This is a genomic window from Aliikangiella coralliicola, assembly GCF_007004725.1.
GTDB classification, from domain to species: domain Bacteria; phylum Pseudomonadota; class Gammaproteobacteria; order Enterobacterales; family Kangiellaceae; genus Aliikangiella; species Aliikangiella coralliicola.
Map to the genome: position 1 here is coordinate 136906 of NZ_ML660172.1, position 16579 is coordinate 153484.

At 42.1% G+C, this 16579-nt stretch carries 11 protein-coding genes and 2 tRNA genes; all 13 read left to right on the plus strand.

The window, feature by feature from the left end:
* Positions 1 to 111: 111 nt before the first annotated feature.
* The 13 genes from FLL46_RS25470 (at position 112) to FLL46_RS25530 (ending at position 16333) form a co-directional block, all read left to right on the plus strand.
* Positions 112 to 2817 carry a TonB-dependent receptor plug domain-containing protein gene (locus tag FLL46_RS25470; RefSeq protein WP_142935048.1) on the plus strand — a complete coding sequence of 902 codons (2706 nt, stop codon included), beginning with the start codon at positions 112 to 114 and terminating at the stop codon, positions 2815 to 2817.
* 453 nt (positions 2818 to 3270) lie between these two features.
* Complete coding sequence (locus tag FLL46_RS25475) at positions 3271 to 3861, plus strand: DUF4136 domain-containing protein (protein WP_142935050.1); 591 nt, start codon at positions 3271 to 3273, stop codon at positions 3859 to 3861.
* Between the two features lie 465 nt (positions 3862 to 4326).
* On the plus strand, positions 4327 to 4839 hold the full coding sequence (locus tag FLL46_RS25480; protein WP_142935051.1) for a regulatory protein RecX: 513 nt from the start codon (positions 4327 to 4329) through the stop codon (positions 4837 to 4839).
* Positions 4829 to 7423 carry an alanine--tRNA ligase gene (gene alaS / locus FLL46_RS25485; protein WP_142935175.1) on the plus strand — a complete coding sequence of 865 codons (2595 nt, stop codon included), beginning with the start codon at positions 4829 to 4831 and terminating at the stop codon, positions 7421 to 7423. Before FLL46_RS25480 ends, alaS begins: the two co-directional genes overlap by 11 nt.
* Positions 7424 to 7572: 149 nt before the next feature.
* Complete coding sequence (csrA, locus tag FLL46_RS25490; RefSeq protein WP_142935053.1) at positions 7573 to 7758, plus strand: carbon storage regulator CsrA; 186 nt, start codon at positions 7573 to 7575, stop codon at positions 7756 to 7758.
* A gap of 118 nt (positions 7759 to 7876) precedes the next feature.
* Positions 7877 to 7968: transfer RNA gene (locus tag FLL46_RS25495), tRNA-Ser, on the plus strand.
* Positions 7969 to 8115: 147 nt separating this feature from the next.
* Positions 8116 to 8192, plus strand: a tRNA-Arg gene (locus tag FLL46_RS25500).
* A 273-nt stretch (positions 8193 to 8465) separates the two neighbouring features.
* On the plus strand, positions 8466 to 9086 hold the full coding sequence (locus FLL46_RS25505) for a DUF2799 domain-containing protein (protein ID WP_142935054.1): 621 nt from the start codon (positions 8466 to 8468) through the stop codon (positions 9084 to 9086).
* Positions 9067 to 9330, plus strand: coding sequence for a DUF2835 family protein (locus FLL46_RS25510; RefSeq protein ID WP_142935056.1), 264 nt, complete (start codon positions 9067 to 9069; stop codon positions 9328 to 9330). Before FLL46_RS25505 ends, FLL46_RS25510 begins: the two co-directional genes overlap by 20 nt.
* A 277-nt stretch (positions 9331 to 9607) precedes the next feature.
* Positions 9608 to 11341: a DUF1302 domain-containing protein gene (locus FLL46_RS25515; RefSeq protein ID WP_246119404.1), complete on the plus strand. Its 1734-nt coding sequence runs from the start codon at positions 9608 to 9610 to the stop codon at positions 11339 to 11341.
* A 21-nt stretch (positions 11342 to 11362) separates the two neighbouring features.
* Positions 11363 to 12730, plus strand: coding sequence for a DUF1329 domain-containing protein (locus FLL46_RS25520; RefSeq protein ID WP_142935059.1), 1368 nt, complete (start codon positions 11363 to 11365; stop codon positions 12728 to 12730).
* A 168-nt stretch (positions 12731 to 12898) separates the two neighbouring features.
* Positions 12899 to 13885, plus strand: a complete 987-nt coding sequence (locus tag FLL46_RS25525) for a WD40/YVTN/BNR-like repeat-containing protein (protein WP_142935060.1) — start codon at positions 12899 to 12901, stop codon at positions 13883 to 13885.
* A 132-nt stretch (positions 13886 to 14017) separates the two neighbouring features.
* Positions 14018 to 16333, plus strand: coding sequence for an efflux RND transporter permease subunit (locus FLL46_RS25530; RefSeq protein WP_142935062.1), 2316 nt, complete (start codon positions 14018 to 14020; stop codon positions 16331 to 16333).
* Positions 16334 to 16579: the final 246 nt, after the last annotated feature.

The following is a 16579-nucleotide window of genomic DNA, read 5'->3' on the forward strand; positions in this document are numbered from 1 at the left end:
ATCTGTCTGCGTGATATTTCACACTATATTCAAAAAATCTTAGGGGTTTACCAATTACCTTGGTTGGGTTGTTGGCTTATTTAATTAATAACGAAAATAAAGGAAATAAAAATGAAATTTAATACACTCGCCAAGGTGATTGGCTTGAGTTTTGTGTCGACTTCGTTAATTGGTGGATCAGTCGCCATTGCGGAAGAAAACGAAGACGATTCGCAAAAAATTACCATTACTGGTTCTCGTATCAAACGAGTGGATGCAGAAGGAGCCACACCGGTAACTGTTATTTCTGCAGAAGATATCAAAGCGACAGGTTTACAAACTGTGGCAGATGTATTGCGTACCAGTAATTTGAACTCATTTGGTTCATGGGGTGGGGGAGCAAATAATGGTTGGTCTTCTCAATCAACGGTTAGTCTTAAGGGAGCCGGCATTCGATACACATTAGTATTAATCGATGGCCACAGAATGGCAAAATCTGCTGTTTTAGGTGGTGGCGCTGCAAACCTTAATACTATTCCTACCGCTGCTGTTGAAAGAATTGAAATATTAACTGACGGCGCTTCAGCGATTTACGGTACTGATGCAATGGCTGGTGTTATTAACATTATTCTCAAGAGAGACTACGAAGGATTGCAATTAGAGCTGAGCGCAGACTCTCCTAGTCAGGAAGGTGGTGATTATAGCAAGGTGAGTGTTGGCGGTGGAATCAGCGGCCAAAAAGGCAGCATGACATTCTTCTTCGAACATGATGAGAGAGATGGCATTTTTGATCGAGACCGCGAATATAACGCGTTAACTCAGTTCCCTGGAACTGATCCGGCAGTGCTTCAAAGTTATAGCACTCTCAGTACCAATTCGAGAAACATCTGGCGTTCTTCTGACGGTTCCTGGTTGGGCGTTCCAATGGTTGCAAACGGCGACTGTACTCAGTACAACATTAACGGTGAATCTGGATTTCATGGCCAGTATATCGACGCCGATTATCCTGACGACAGAGTATGTGGGTATAACTACACCAATGAGTCTGGTCTCTGGTCTGGAATGGCACGTGACACATTTATGATGAACTCTAAGTACGAAATTAACGATAAACTAGAGTTTGGTTTCCGTACTTCATGGACTTCTACCGAAACTAAAGACGTGTCCGCACCGTCCACCGCATTTTGGTATTTTAATGAAGATCTTCCGGGCTATACCACTGATGAAGGCATTGAGCTAACACCTATTTTTGCCGGTGATAGTGCGTCTTATCGTCTAAACACAAATGGAAATCGTGTTGCAGAACATCTGGATATTTTAAGTGATGTTTTACTAACGCTGGATGGAACTGAAGATGCATTTGACTGGCAGGCGACTTATCAATATTCACGAAATCGTCGCAATGTTTGGGGAACCGGTTACGCGATGACAGGCGCTATACCTGATTTGGTTGGTACCTGGGATGCTGCTACAGGACGCGTTGACGGTTGGGATCCACGTGACCCTAATTCACAAATACCAGCTGAAATTCGAGCCAACTTTGATAAAAAAGATGAGTTTGTTTTTGAAGAGGTCACTCTAGGCGCAACTTTTGATCTTGCTGAATTAGATGCAGGCGCAATTTCGGCGCATATCGGTGCATCGGCAAAGCGAGAGTCATTAACTTCTCTGGTTGACGCTCAAGCCGAAGCAGGTAATACCGCGGGTGGTAATGGTGGTTCTTCAGGCGAAAATTTAGAGCGTGATGCTTATGCTGTGTTTACGGAAGTATTAGTTCCTGTGACCGACGAGTTAGAGGTATCTGCGGCTGTTCGTTACGATGATTACAGTGATTTTGGAGATAACACCGCGCCGATGTTAAGAATGACCTATCGACCACACGACGACATGCTGCTTCGTGCTTCGTTTGGTAAAGGTTTCTTTGCACCAACATTGTCCGACTTATTTAGAACAGGTTCTCAGTCCTTTTACCGTGTTGTCGATCTTCCATACTATCAAGCTGTCGCAGCAAATGCAGGTATGACATTAGACGCTTATTGTGATGCGAATTCTTGTGGAGCCAGAGAAACAGAACACCATATTGGTGGAAACTCTTTGCTTAAAGCAGAAGATTCTGAATCGTGGAATATTGGTTTTGTATGGGATGTTACCGAGGATTTTAATTTCCGAATCGATTACTGGGGATTAGAAATTGAAAACAAAATTGATGAGTTAAGTGGTGGTACTGTTTTAGCCATTCAAGCGGCAAATCCTGGCGTTGATATTAGTACGCTTATCCCAGGCGCAGCGATTGTCAGATTACCTTCTAATGATCCGACGGTTCCAGGACGTATTGACTACATTGATACGCCAACGGCGAACTTTGGTACGGAAAAAGAAAGTGGTGCGGATCTTCAAATTGTTTACAAACTATCGACCGATTACGGTCAGTTTAGAACAACTTTGGGCATCTCCCATATCTTTGAATTTGAGTCAATCGATGAAAATGGTAGCTTTGACCGAATTGGACGAATTGGCTCGCCATCAGACCGTGCGAATCTGGGTATCAATTACCGCACTGGTAATCACTCTATTGATTATTACTCATATTGGATTGGAAGCCAGGAAAATGAGACTAACGGTGAAGTCGTTTCTTCAGTTGGTTCTCATATGGAGCATAACTTGAGTTATACCTATGACTCTCCCTGGGATGCGCGTTTTACTTTAGGTGTTAGAAATCTCACAGATGAAGATCCAGAGTTTCAAGTTGTGTTAGGAACTCAAACGACGACATGGGATTCAAATATCTATAGTCCTCAAGGACGAAGTGTTTACGCGACAGCAACATTCGAATTTTAGTTTCTTCATTGGTTGGTTGAAAGGTTGTAGCTTTGACCATGTGTTGGCCGCTCTTTGAGCGGCTTTTTTTTTGCCTGGATTTTAACCCCATCATTTTTTCTGCCGTTACCTTTTATAAAGCCCAATTTTATTGAAGTTGTCGTTTTAGATCGTATTAGGATAAATAGCATCTGTATTCAGCTTGTATTCAGATGATTATTGCTAGGGTCCGGGTTCTGCAGTAGATTAATAGTCTAAATTAAGTCAAAAGAATGTGATAAGTTAAACTAAAAGTTCGATCTATTGTCGAAAGTGACATATTGCCTACTAAACTACGACATTATCGGAAGCTATTTCAGGGAGAACTCGCGTGAATTCAGCGCTTATTTTTAGCAAAATTAGTCATGTTTAATAGCTATTCTTATTTAATCAGTATTCGAATTTGTACATCGTTTAAGGTAATTGGAGAAAACAATGCGGTTTGTTCAGATAAAGTGGGTGTTTGTTTCATTATTAGGTATTTTGATATCGGCATGTGCGGTTAAGCCACCGGTAACCAGCGATTATGATACTAGCTATGATTTTGGTCAGCTGAAAACCTATGCCTGGATTAAAGGAGCTGAAGATAAAGTTTCTACATTGGATAACAAAAGACAGGCAAACGCGATTGAGACAATTTTAAATAGAAAAGGCTTTCGTGAAGTTGCCAACAATGAAGAAGCTGATTTTCTACTGAAAACTCACACCGTTACAGACAAGAAGACCGATGTTGACCATTTTTATCGAACTTGGGGTTATCATCCTTATTACCATCCGAATGTTTTTTATCCGCATTTTTACGGTGGACCACACAATGGAACGACTATTGTCAGAGAATATCGAATAGGGACACTGGTTCTTGATATTGTTGACCGCAAGAAGAAGCAGGTAGTGTGGAGAGGTACCGTTGCCAAGCCTTTGGGCATTTACAAAAATCGTTCTCCCGAAGAGCGAGCAACTATTGCCCTATCTAATGCAGAACATATGTTGAATAGTTTTCCACCTGGTGTTTCATCGACACTCTAGGCGAGCATTAGTTAATACCAAGTACCCAGGCGCTATTTTATAGCGCCTTTTTTATACTCTTCTAATCATTTCATTCATTTGAAGCGAGTTAATGTTCACTAAACCTCCAATTTTTAGCATTTTGGTCGTTTAGCGGATTTGGTCCCGTTAACTCGTTATTAAGCCAGATTATCGCTTTGTTGGTCTAATCAACCTGAATTCGGGATAAGAACAACCATCCAGCACAAGTCTTTTAGCGGCTCTCTGCGTTGAATTTGCTACTAATAGCTGGCTATTACCATGTAAACTCGCCTTGATATCCACTAAAATACTTATACTGGCCGAGTTTCTACTTCGTCTTTGACAACCAGTCTTTAGCGAAATGCTAATAACGTCTTAAAGTCTAAGCGCTTTTTGGCTGTTCTAATCCCGAATTCAGGTTAATCAGCACTAGATGATTAAAATTGCTTCGATTAGAATAGCGACATGAACGAACCGCAAACTGTGCCTGATCCTAAACGTGTCAACAAAGCCATTGCTTATGCTGCTCGCCTGCTTGGGGTGAGAGAATATGCGCGAAGGACTTTGAATCAGAAATTGTTAACTAAGGGATATACTGAGGAAGAGGCTGATGAGGTCATGGCCTATTTAGTTCAGCACAACTGGATTAGTGACGAGCGTTTTTGTGAATCTTTCGTGAGATCAAAGGCGGCTCGCGGTCAGGGATTAACTCGAATCAGGGCTGAATTGTATCAGCACGGTATCGAACAGTCGCTGATCGATGAAGTGGTAGAGCTACAAGATATTTGCTGGCAACAGCTATGCGATGAAACTGCGGCAAAGAAAGCGGTTGTTGTAGGGATAAGTAATGAGCCTCGCAGTCGAGCTAAACTTGAAAGATTTCTTCGGTATCGTGGATTTAGTAGTGAACAAATTGTTCACTCGATTAATAAGTGTATAAATAATGTGGGAGTGATGTCTGGTGAGTATGACCAGTAGTGAAATTCGAGAAGCTTTCTTGGCGTTTTTTGAGAAAAACGGACACCAGCGTGTTGATTCAAGTCCGCTTGTTCCCGGCAACGATCCGACATTGTTGTTTACCAATGCGGGAATGGTGCAGTTTAAGGAGTGCTTTTTAGGCACCGAAAAAAGAAGTTATGTTCGTGCGACTAGTTCTCAGCGTTGTGTCAGAGCAGGTGGAAAACACAATGACCTGGAAAATGTTGGTTATACCGCGAGACACCATACCTTTTTTGAAATGCTCGGAAATTTTAGTTTCGGCGATTATTTTAAACATGAAGCTATCCGCTTTGCCTGGGAGTTTTTAACGGAAACATTAAAGTTACCCAAAGAAAAGTTGTGGGTGACTGTTCATCGAGATGACAAGGAATCAGAAGATATCTGGTTTAATGAAATAGGCATCGACCAAAACCGATTTTCCAGACTAGGTGATAAAGATAATTTTTGGTCAATGGGTGATACTGGTCCTTGTGGTCCGTGCAGTGAAATTTTTTATGATCATGGTGAAGACGTTGCCGGTGGACCGCCAGGCACTCCAGAAGAAGATGGCGATCGCTATATCGAAATCTGGAATCTGGTTTTCATGCAATTTAATCGCAGTAAGAATGGTGAAATGAAACCATTACCAAAACCTTCTGTTGATACTGGAATGGGATTGGAGCGAATCGCCGCAGTTATGCAGCATGTCCACAACAATTACCAGATTGATTTGTTTGCCAATTTGATCGACTTTATCGCTAAGACACTCAATGTTAGCGACCACAGCAATCAGTCTTTGCGAGTCATTGCTGATCACATCCGTTCTTGTTCCTTCATGATTGTTGACGGCGTGTTACCGGGAAATGAAGAGAGAAGTTATGTTTTGCGCCGGATAATTCGTCGCGCGATAAGACATGGCAACAAGCTCGGCGCGACCGGTAGTTTTTTTCACAAACTTGTCAGCGCGTTAGTTCAGGAAATGGGCGAGGCTTATCCCGAACTCAAGGCTAAACAAGCTTTTATTGAGAAGACCTTATCCATTGAAGAAGAGCAATTTGCTCGAACTTTAAACAACGGAATGAAGATCCTACAGAGCTATATCGAGCAGATGAACGGAACCGTTATTGATGGCGAAATGGTTTTTAAACTAAAAGATACCTACGGATTTCCTGATGATTTAACCGCTGATATTGCGCGAGAAAAAGGCCTGACGATTGACAAAAATAAGTTCGACGAGTTACTAGCCAATCAACAAGCTTCAGGCAGAGAGCAGGGCGGTTTTAAAACCGATTATAATGATACTGTTGAAGTTGAGTCAGAAACCGAGTTTCTTGGGTATGAGCGGCTAAATTGTGAGGCTAAGGTATTAGGGATCCTGGTGGAAGGTGGTCAGGTTGACGCCGTTACCTCTGGAACAGAAGCCGCTATCATTCTTGATAAAACACCGTTTTATGCCGAAGCAGGTGGTCAGGTTGGCGATAAAGGCATCTTACTCGGAGAAGGATTTGAATTTGAAGTGCAAGACACAGTGAAAGTTCAAGATGCCTTTTTACACAAAGGCGTTGTGCGTCAGGGAACCATTCAAATTTCCGAGTCGTTAGAGGCAACCATTAATCAACAAGAAAGACATGAAACAGCGTTAAATCATTCCGCTACGCATTTAATGCACGCTGCGCTACGAGAAATTTTAGGAGAGCATGTTCAACAAAAAGGGTCTTTGGTGGATAGTCAAAGATTAAGATTTGATTTTTCTCATCCAGTTGCGGTTACTGAAGAAGAATTATTTAAAATCGAAAAACTGGTTAACAAGCATATTCGATTAAATCATCCCGTTGAAACTAAACTTAGTTCTATTGATGATGCTAAGAAGCTCGGTGCCATGATGTTGTTTGGTGAAAAGTATGGAGAAACCGTACGGGTGTTAACCATGTCGAATTTTTCCGTTGAACTATGTGGTGGAACTCACGTAGAACGTACCGGCGATATCGGTGCATTTAAAATTATCAGTGAGCAAGGTATCGCTTCCGGCGTGAGAAGAATTGAAGCCATTACTGGCGATAGTGCTATTGAATATACACAGAAGCAAGGTTGGTTAATTAATCAGCTTGCTTCTTCGTTAAAAACTGATCGCTTATCGTTGAGTGAAAAAGTTGAACAGTTAATTGTGAAATCTAAATCACAAGATCGTGAAATAGAAAAACTAAAGAGCAAAATTTCATCATCGCAGGGAAGTGATTTACTCAGTTTACAGATTAAAGTGGGCGATGTGTCGGTGTTAGCAACGAAAGTTGATGGAGTTGACACAAAAACCTTGCGTGCTTTGAGCGATCAGGTTAAAAATAAGCTTGGAAGTGGAGTAATTGCATTAGCAGCAGAAGTTGATGGTAAAATTAGTTTGATTACTGGTGTTACCAAAGACCTGACTCCTAAGTATCATGCCGGCAACTTGATGAAGGCATTATCTGAAAAAATTGGTGGTCGTGGAGGAGGTCGACCGGATATGGCACAAGGAGGAGGCAGTGATTTGGCTGCATTAGATTCCGCGCTGGCGTGGGTCAAAGACTGGGTAAGTGCACAAAAATAGATATAAACGCGGTTTTTTGTATACAAATAAAATAATACAGTGACTAGGAAATAGTCTATTGTTATAATTGCGCACCTTTTTTATAGGGACCTATAAGAGTTAAGGACGCATTAACCAATTTAGATAGCCAAAATTTGAGGAGATTGGCAATGTTGATTTTGACTCGCCGTGTTGGCGAAACCTTGATGATCGGTGATGAAGTAACGGTAACTGTGTTGGGTGTGAAAGGTAACCAGGTTCGTATTGGTGTGAATGCCCCCAAAGAAGTTTCTGTTCATCGTGAAGAAATATATATGCGCATACAGCGCGAAAAAGAAATGGCATCTGGTGAATAGTGATCACTATTTAACCATCCACACAAGGAATCTGATTAATTGTAAAAAAGTGATTGATTTTTACTTTTAATCAGGTAGTATTCTCCCCCGCAAAAAACAGCGAATTTAAAGTGAAAATGGAGAGATGGCCGAGCGGCTGAAGGCGCTCCCCTGCTAAGGGAGTATGGGTTTTATAGCCCATCGAGGGTTCGAATCCCTCTCTCTCCGCCATTACTTAACTTGAAACTGTTAAGCAAATATTAAGCGGTTTTGGAACCTTTTGATTTAACCGAAATTTTTAAAGAATTTCGTTGACAACAGAAAGTCCCATAAGGATAATACCGCTCCCTTTGACGCATCGCGCCAAAGATTCATAACGCGCATGTAGCTCAGCTGGATAGAGTACCTGGCTACGAACCAGGCGGTCGGAGGTTCGACTCCTTCCATGCGCGCCATATGTAACGGGGCTTTTAGTTTAACTAAAAGCCCCGTTTTTTTATGCCTCAGTTTATGTGCGTTAACTCTTCTGCAAATACCCCAATAATTTAAATCTTCGCCATTTAACTCAAGTTCAGAATGTTTCGTCTAGACTAGTGTTGATTTGCTGAATAATAGATGGTCTCCATTTATTATATTTTGTGATGTAAGTTTTTGATATTGTTACTCTAATCAATCAACTACTGCTATTATTGTGATATTAAAAATAGCGCTAACTAGCCGGAGAATGTATGTATCGAAGTTTTGGTGTACTGATTACTTTAATTTTTGTTTGTTTGCTAGCCTTTCTTACTGGGTGCGCAACGCTTAATCAGTCTGAGTGTCAAGTAGCGAATTGGGAAATCATTGGACTTGAAGATGGTTCAGCAGGTAGACCAAGCTCCTATGTCGGCCAACACCGCAGCGCTTGTGCCGAATATGGCATTGTTCCAGATCTCGACAAGTATCTTTTGGGTCACAAAAAAGGGTTGCGTCAATTTTGCACCTACCAAAATGGCTTTAATCTGGGTAATCAGGGACGCAGTTTTAGCAATGTTTGTCCGCAAGAGCTGGCCGGTGAGTTCCGACGTGGGTTTGACCGAGGATACCAGTTCTATGGGCTTCGCTCAGAAATAGGACAACTCAAGTCATCAATAGCGTCACACCACGATCGGCTGCATCACATATCCACTAAAATTCAACGCCATGAAGATACTATTATTGCTGGGAATACCTCGGTTGAAAGCCGGCGCAGGCTTCTCAATGAAATTGAGGAACTTCGTCATGAGCAGGATGATATTGAGCACGAGCTTCCGCAGCTTGAAAGAAGGTTATTTGAACTAGAAGACCAATATGAGCGGCTCAACCAATAATCAGACCCAAAATCAAACCCAAGTATTAAAGGTTGAATTTAACCTGACGATACCAGCTGATGAATACATCCGTTATTACCGTGGTGAGATAAAGTGGGTGCAAGTTCGTGCTATTAACGGACTGAAAGTAAGATTTCCTGCCAACCTGCTTTATCCCCATGTGTCACATAACGGTATTAATGGAAGATTTGTATTGGAATATCTAGCGGGAGGAAAAGCGGTATCTTTACGTAAAATTCGCTAGATTTGATGCGCTGCGTCATCAGTGGCGCAACATAACATGTTGATATATATAGAATAAAAAAACTTTAAAAAAAACTTTAAACTGGTCGGATGATTTTCCATAATAGATTTGGACTAGGCTTAAGCCTATAGTTAGGACATCTTACACCCGGAGTTTGTAAAGAGCTGCCAGAAAGGTCTTTTTTGTAACTCCAGTCAAAAAAACGATTTTCGACTAATTATACAATCCGCTCTCACACGGGGAAGGTAATAAAATGATAAAAAAAGGGCTATACCAAATGCATAAACCAAAAGTTGCAGTAGTTGCAGCGGCTGTCGCATTAGCACTCTCTGTTGGACAAACGGCACAAGCCGTCGAGATTAATTCGGAAAACTGGAACGGCAGTTGGGACACTACCGTATCATTAGGTACCAGTATCCGAGTTGAAGAACGCGATAATGATAGAATCGGTCATGGCAACCTGGCTGAACTTTTAAATTTGCCAGCCATTGATTTGACCCAAGGCTCATGGTCTCACAATGGTGACGACGGCAACTTGAATTTTGATAAAAATGATCCTTTTTCAACCGTGATTAAATTCACGACTGAATTAGGTTTGGAGCATACTAGCGGTTTTGGTTTTTTTGTGCGCGGCACCGGCTTTTATGATTTTGAACTTAACGATAGTCCTGAAACCCGCAGAAAGCCGATTACAGATGCTGCGCTAGATGAGCAGGGTGAAGATTACCGATTATTAGATGCCTATATATATAAAACATGGGACTTCGAAGAGACCAGTATGCAAGCGCGGCTTGGTCGACAGGTAATCAGCTGGGGGGAAAGTACATTTATTCAACATGGTCTTTCTGAAATTAACGCCGTTGACGTTACCAAATTGAGAGTCCCTGGTTCGGAAATTAAAGAAGGTCTGATTCCTGTGAATACCCTTTGGGCCTCATTAGATTTGACTGAAACACTCAGTTTAGAAGCTTATGCGCAGTTCGAATGGGAGCATTTTAGAACGGATGAACCCGGCACATACTTCGCTTCACAAGATTTTACTGGTGAAACTGGTACCAGTATCCATCTTGGGTTTGCCGTTATTCCTGAAAATACGCCAGGCACAGTTGCAAGAAGGTTAAACGATAGAGACGCCAAAGACGATGGGCAATTCGGGGTAAAATTAGCGTGGTTAGCGGAAGACTGGAACTATACTGAGTTTGGTTTTTACTATGTTAACTACCACAACAAACGACCGATCATTTCCGCGTTCGCTCACAATGGAACGGAAGTTACCGGATTTTTCGAGTATCTTGAAGATATTCAAATGTACGGTTTCAGCTTTAATACTTCCACCGATAGCGGCTACTCGATTGCGGGTGAATTAACCTACCGTCAGGACGAGCCACTACAAATTGATGATGTTGAATTATTATTTGCAACTTTGGAACCTGTCGGAAGTGTTCCAAGCGGAACCTCTCAAATTCCAGGCGGTACGCCGCCCGGTGGTGAAATATCAGGCTATCGATTATTCGATACGGTTCAATATCAAGCAACAATTACTAAATTCTGGGGACCGACCTGGGGCGCTGATCAGTGGACTATGTTAGTCGAGTTTGGTGCGAATAAAATTCTCGATTTCCTGGATCAAGATGAGCTTCGGTTTAATGCACCAGGAACCAATCGAAGTGGTAACCCTGCTCGTGTGACAGCTGAAGGCGTTGAAACTAATCCATTTGCCGATGATTTTTCATGGGGCTATCGATTGGTTAGTAAGTGGGATTACACCGATGTTGTTGGTGGATGGAATATGTCTCCGCGAATTGTTTTTCAACACGATGTTGAGGGGACAACCCCTGGACCTATTTCAAATTTCGTAGAAGATAGAAAAGCAGTAACACTCGGTTTAGGATTAGACTATCGCTCGCAATGGAAAGCTGATATTGGTTATTCCATGTTCACTGGCGCTGGTACTGCAAATGTAATGGGTGATAAAGATTTTGTCGCTGCTAATATCAGTTATTCATTTTAATAAGGGCAAGCAAACATGGGTATGAAACTAACAAAAACATTAATCGCCAGTGTGGTTTGCTTCGGGTTTGCATCAAGCGCCACAATGGCAAAAGTTCCAGCAGAAGATGTCGCGAAACTAGGGACCTCTTTAACGCCGATGGGCTCAGAAATGTCAGCTAATGCTGATGGTAGTATTCCAGCGTGGGATGGTGGAATTAAAGAACTACCATCTGGTTTTAAATCTGGAGATTTTCATCCGGATCCCTATGCTGATGAAAAACCACTTTTCACCATTACTGCTTCTAATGCACAGGAGTATAAAGATAAGCTAACGCCGGGCCAGCTAGCGTTATTCGCTGCTTACCCGCAAACTTTTAAGATGAACATTTATCCAACTCACCGTAGCGCTTCTTATCCTGAGCATGTCTATGAAGCGACAAGAGCAAATGCTGCTCGCTCGGAACTGGTTGAAGGTGGTAATGGATTAAAGCAGGCTGCGGTAGGGTTTCCATTTCCAATTCCACAGAATGGTCTTGAAGTAATTTGGAACCATATTGTGCGTTATCGTGGTGAAACGGTTACCCGAGACACAGGACAGGCTGCGCCGCAACGTGACGGTAGCTACACAATGGTTAAGTTCCGTGATGAATTAGACCAGCTCTACAACAAAAAAGGTACTAAGCCAGAAGATCTTGAGAAAAACAATATGTTGTTTTACTTCAAGCAGTGGGTTATCTCGCCAGCGCGCTTAGCTGGAACCGCACTTCTGGTTCATGAAACACTTGATCAGATTAAAAAGCCACGCCAAGCATGGACTTACAATACTGGTCAACGTCGTGTTCGTCGTGCACCTAATGTGGCATATGACGCGCCGGGAACCGCTGCTGATGGTTTGAGAACGACTGATGATTTCGATATGTACAATGGTGCACCTAACCGGTATGACTGGAAGTTGATAGGGAAAAAAGAAATGTATATCCCTTACAACACTTATAAACTGCATTCTAACTCGGTGACTTACGATGAGATTATTCAGGCCGGCCACATCAATCAGGATTTGGTGCGTTATGAATTACATCGTGTGTGGGTGGTGGAAGCAAATCTTAAATCTGACACCAGACACCAGTACAAAAAACGCGTTTTCTACATTGATGAAGATAGTTGGCAAATTGCTGTAACCGATATTTATGACACACAAGATGAGTTATGGCGTGTCGGTTTTGCCCATGCGATTAACTACTACGATGTGCCGACTCTATGGTCTACCCTGGAAGTTTTTCATGATCTCAAGTCTGGCCGCTACCTCGCGATTGGCCTTGATAATGAAGATGCGATGTATGACTTCAATGCAAAGCGAACCAAAAAAGATTTTACGCCTGCAGCCCTTCGCAGAGCCGGCAGACGTTAGACGAAGCCGTTCGATTATTATCGGGCTTTGCGTTTAAAATTAATTTAACGTGTAAAGTCAGTTAAGAGGCCGGTTTCTGCCGGCCTTTTTTGTGCCCGAATAAGTGTTATGCTATTTTGGCATGTGTAATTTGTGATCGCTTAGAAAAATATTAATCTGGATAATTCGATGTTGACGATAAAGAAATTTATGCGAACTCTCGTATTAATATCACTGTTGATTTCAACAGGTACAGTGGGAGCGCAAGAAAGTGGTGAAGCGCTTAAGTTGAATACGCCGGCGATCAAGGCTTCACAAAGATTGTTGATGGATGTTCAATCAATTGAAAATAATCGTTTGGTAGCAGTGGGAGAAAGAGGCCATATTTTATTGTCCGACGATCAAGGAGAGTCCTGGAGACAAGTATTAATTCCTACTGAAGCTTTACTAACAAGGTTATTTTTTATCGATGGCAAAGTTGGTTGGGCTGTTGGGCATCAACAAGTCATTCTGAAGACAGAAGATGCAGGAGAGTCGTGGGTCGTTCAATACTCTAACGATAGCCTGGATCAACCTGCGTTGTTTGATATCTGGTTCAAGAATGCTAACAATGGAATTGCGATAGGTTCTTACGGACTTTATTTAACTACCAATGATGGCGGTAAAACCTGGGAAGATGTCTACCTGGAAAATCTCGAAGACGAAGAAATCGGATTTTCCCATTTTTATGCTGTTGCGTATGAACCAGATTCGAAAAAACTATTTATGGCCGGCGAGCTTGGCTTTTTAGCGGTATCTGATGACCTTGGTCAATCCTGGAAAAAGATGGATAGCCCTTACGAGGGGTCATTTTTCGACATTATCGAGTTACCTAATGGTTATTTATTAACACTTGGGTTGAGAGGACATCTATTTCGTTCGAAGGATTTAGGTGAGTCGTGGGAGGAAATTACTACTGGAACGGTTTCTGGGCTACAGAAAGCATTAGTATTACCTACGAATAAAGTGCTGATCGTCGGTTCAGACGGAACGCAATTGATAAGTAATGATTTTGGAAAATCAGTCAAGCTGTTTCAAAGGGATGATCGTGCACATTTAGCGGGAGCGGTAGCGCTTCCTAATCACGAAATATTAATTGTTGGTATCAAGGGTGTTTTAAAAGCACAGCTTAACTAGTTTGAGCTGATTGAAGGTGTTGTTCTGTTGAGATCAAAGGTGAACTTGCTTAGTGAGCATGACTTAATAACTTATTTTTACTGTTTATTAAATAGCCTTTTTAAAAAGTAATTCGTTGGAAAAAACAAAAATATGAGTCGTATAAATTTAGATGACCTGATAAAAAAGTGGATTTTTCGTCGATGTAAAACCATTCTATGGATTTTTGGCCTGATTACCGCTGCCATGTTGTATTTTGCGTCGCAACTCAAAGTCGATGCTAGCTTCGAGAAGAATATTCCGCTCGAGCACGAATACATGAAAACCTATATCAAACATCAGGAACACTTTGGTGGGGCTAACAGGGTTTTAGTGGTTTTAGAAGATAAATCAGGCGATATTTTTAATCAGCAATTTTTTGAAGCATTACAAGATGCGACTCATCGCGTAGCCGCTATCAGCAGTGTTTCAGAGCCATTGATGAATTCTCTTTTCACACCCAATACTCGATTTGTTGAGGCAGTTGAAGATGGCATGGTCGGTGGACCGGTTATCCCTGCTAGTTTTGATGGCTCACCACAACAATTACAGTTGGTTAGAAGTAATGCACTAAAAGCGGGTTTAGTGGGCCGTCTGGTAGCCAATAATTTTGGTTCAGCGATGGTGAGTGCCCAACTGCTTTCAATTGATCCTAAAACTAAACAAAAAACAGATTTGGTAGGGGTGGCCGACCATCTCGAACAAATCCGCACCGACATGGAAAACAAATACGACAATATTGAAGTTCATATTATCGGTTTTTCTAAGATGATTGGCGATGTCAGTAACGGTGCAAAACAAGTGGTGATGTTTTTTGCTATCGCTTTTGTGATTACCGCGATCCTGGTTTTTCTTTATTCTCATTCGGTAAGTCTGACTGTATTGCCATTATTGTGCTCAGTGGTGGCAGTTATTTGGCAGCTTGGATTATTGACCGCGTTAGGCTTTGGTCTGGACCCTATGTCGATTCTGGTGCCGTTCCTGGTTTTTGCTATCGGAGTCAGCCATGGCGTGCAAATGATCAATGCGGTTGGTAAAAATGTCGCAGCAGGCACCAATTCATCGGAAGCTGCTTATGGCGCATGTTGCAGATTGTTTGTCCCCGGTATGATTGCGCTTATGAGCGACACTATCGGTTTTCTGACGTTATTGTTTATTAAAATTGATATCATCAAAGAACTCGCGATTACCGCAAGTCTTGGGGTCGCAGTCATAATCCTGACCAATTTGATCTTGCTACCCGTATTACTTAGTTATGCAAAATTTCCTGCCAACTTTGCTGAGAAAGTTGAACAGTCGAGTAAAAAACAAGCGGTACTGTGGAAATTTTTCTCTGGGTTTGCCCAGGGTAGAACGGCCACTAAAACAATCGTCGTTGCCGTTTTAATCGTTATTGTCTCTATTTTCTTTGCACGTGATATGAAAGTCGGCGATCTTCATGCTGGTGCGCCGGCGCTTCGCCAGGACTCTGTCTACAACCTGGATACCAAGTTTGTCACCGAAAATTTTTCGATTGGCACAGACATGATATCAATAATTGTTGAAACCATTCCAGACGGGTGTACCAGCTTTGAAATCATGAACGCTATCGATAAGTTTCAGTGGAATCTGGAAAATTTGTCCGGCGTTCAATCAGCAATCAGTTTACCGACAGTGTCTAAAATTCTGAATGCAGGGTTTTACGAAGGGGCGTTACAGTGGCGGATTTTACCGCGTGAACAGGCAACCCTGGTTCAGTCGATTCGTTACCTGGAAACCAGCAGTGGGCTGTTTAATTCTGATTGTAGCGTTATTCCTGTTTTAGTATTTACCAAAGATCATAAAGCAGAAACTATCCAGCAAGTTGTCGATGCCGCCAAGGCTTACGCTGCCGAGCACAAAACTGAAAATGTTACCTATCGATTGGCTACCGGTCCGGTCGGCGTAATGGCTGCGACGAATGAGGCGGTAAGTAATGCTCAGATCCCAATGTTGATATGGGTTTATCTGGCTGTCATTTTGCTTTGCTTGATTAGTTTTCGATCAATTCGCTCGACTTTATGTATTGTTATTCCGCTGGCAATCGTCTCGCTGATGGCGCAGGCATTAATGAGTATTCTAGATATCGGTTTGACGGTAGCGACTTTACCGGTGGTTGCACTCGGCGTTGGGATTGGAGTGGATTATGGTATTTATATCTTTTCACGAATGATCGTCTTTATCAGGGCTGGCGAGAGTATTTCCGAAGCATTTCTGAAAACCCTTAATTTAACTGGAAATGCGGTGTTCTTTACCGGATTAACACTGGCTATTGGTGTCAGTACCTGGTTGATGTCTGTCCTTCAATTTCAGGCAGAAATGGGTATTTTGCTGACATTTATGTTCCTGTTTAACATGCTTGGTGCGGTTATTTTGTTGCCTGCTCTGGCGACTGTATTTTACCGACGATAACTAACAATCCCACGATTAAGTCTCAATGCGATAAAAGCGTTGAGGCTTACTGTGCTATTCTGTAAAAAATCTGATTTATTTCGTGCTAAAGCGCCGTCTTTATCCTACAATTACACCAACTTATAAATATAGAACAGTGCTGCTTTAGTCGCTGCTTAATCGTTTTTCCAATGACGCAGACGGAAACAAAAAAAGAGCGATTTTCTCAATGCCTGCCAATTGCGCGGCACAGCATTTTATTTGCTT

Excerpts from the sequence above, each read along its gene's own strand:
- FLL46_RS25470 (WP_142935048.1), top strand. The coding sequence starts at position 112 with ATGAAATTTAATACACTCGCCAAGGTGATTGGCTTGAGTTTTGTGTCG.
- FLL46_RS25475 (WP_142935050.1), top strand. The coding sequence starts at position 3,271 with ATGCGGTTTGTTCAGATAAAGTGGGTGTTTGTTTCATTATTAGGTATT.
- FLL46_RS25480 (WP_142935051.1), top strand. The coding sequence starts at position 4,327 with ATGAACGAACCGCAAACTGTGCCTGATCCTAAACGTGTCAACAAAGCC.
- alaS (WP_142935175.1), top strand. The coding sequence starts at position 4,829 with ATGACCAGTAGTGAAATTCGAGAAGCTTTCTTGGCGTTTTTTGAGAAA.
- csrA (WP_142935053.1), top strand. The coding sequence starts at position 7,573 with ATGTTGATTTTGACTCGCCGTGTTGGCGAAACCTTGATGATCGGTGAT.
- FLL46_RS25505 (WP_142935054.1), top strand. The coding sequence starts at position 8,466 with ATGTATCGAAGTTTTGGTGTACTGATTACTTTAATTTTTGTTTGTTTG.
- FLL46_RS25510 (WP_142935056.1), top strand. The coding sequence starts at position 9,067 with ATGAGCGGCTCAACCAATAATCAGACCCAAAATCAAACCCAAGTATTA.
- FLL46_RS25515 (WP_246119404.1), top strand. The coding sequence starts at position 9,608 with ATGCATAAACCAAAAGTTGCAGTAGTTGCAGCGGCTGTCGCATTAGCA.
- FLL46_RS25520 (WP_142935059.1), top strand. The coding sequence starts at position 11,363 with ATGAAACTAACAAAAACATTAATCGCCAGTGTGGTTTGCTTCGGGTTT.
- FLL46_RS25525 (WP_142935060.1), top strand. The coding sequence starts at position 12,899 with ATGTTGACGATAAAGAAATTTATGCGAACTCTCGTATTAATATCACTG.
- FLL46_RS25530 (WP_142935062.1), top strand. The coding sequence starts at position 14,018 with ATGAGTCGTATAAATTTAGATGACCTGATAAAAAAGTGGATTTTTCGT.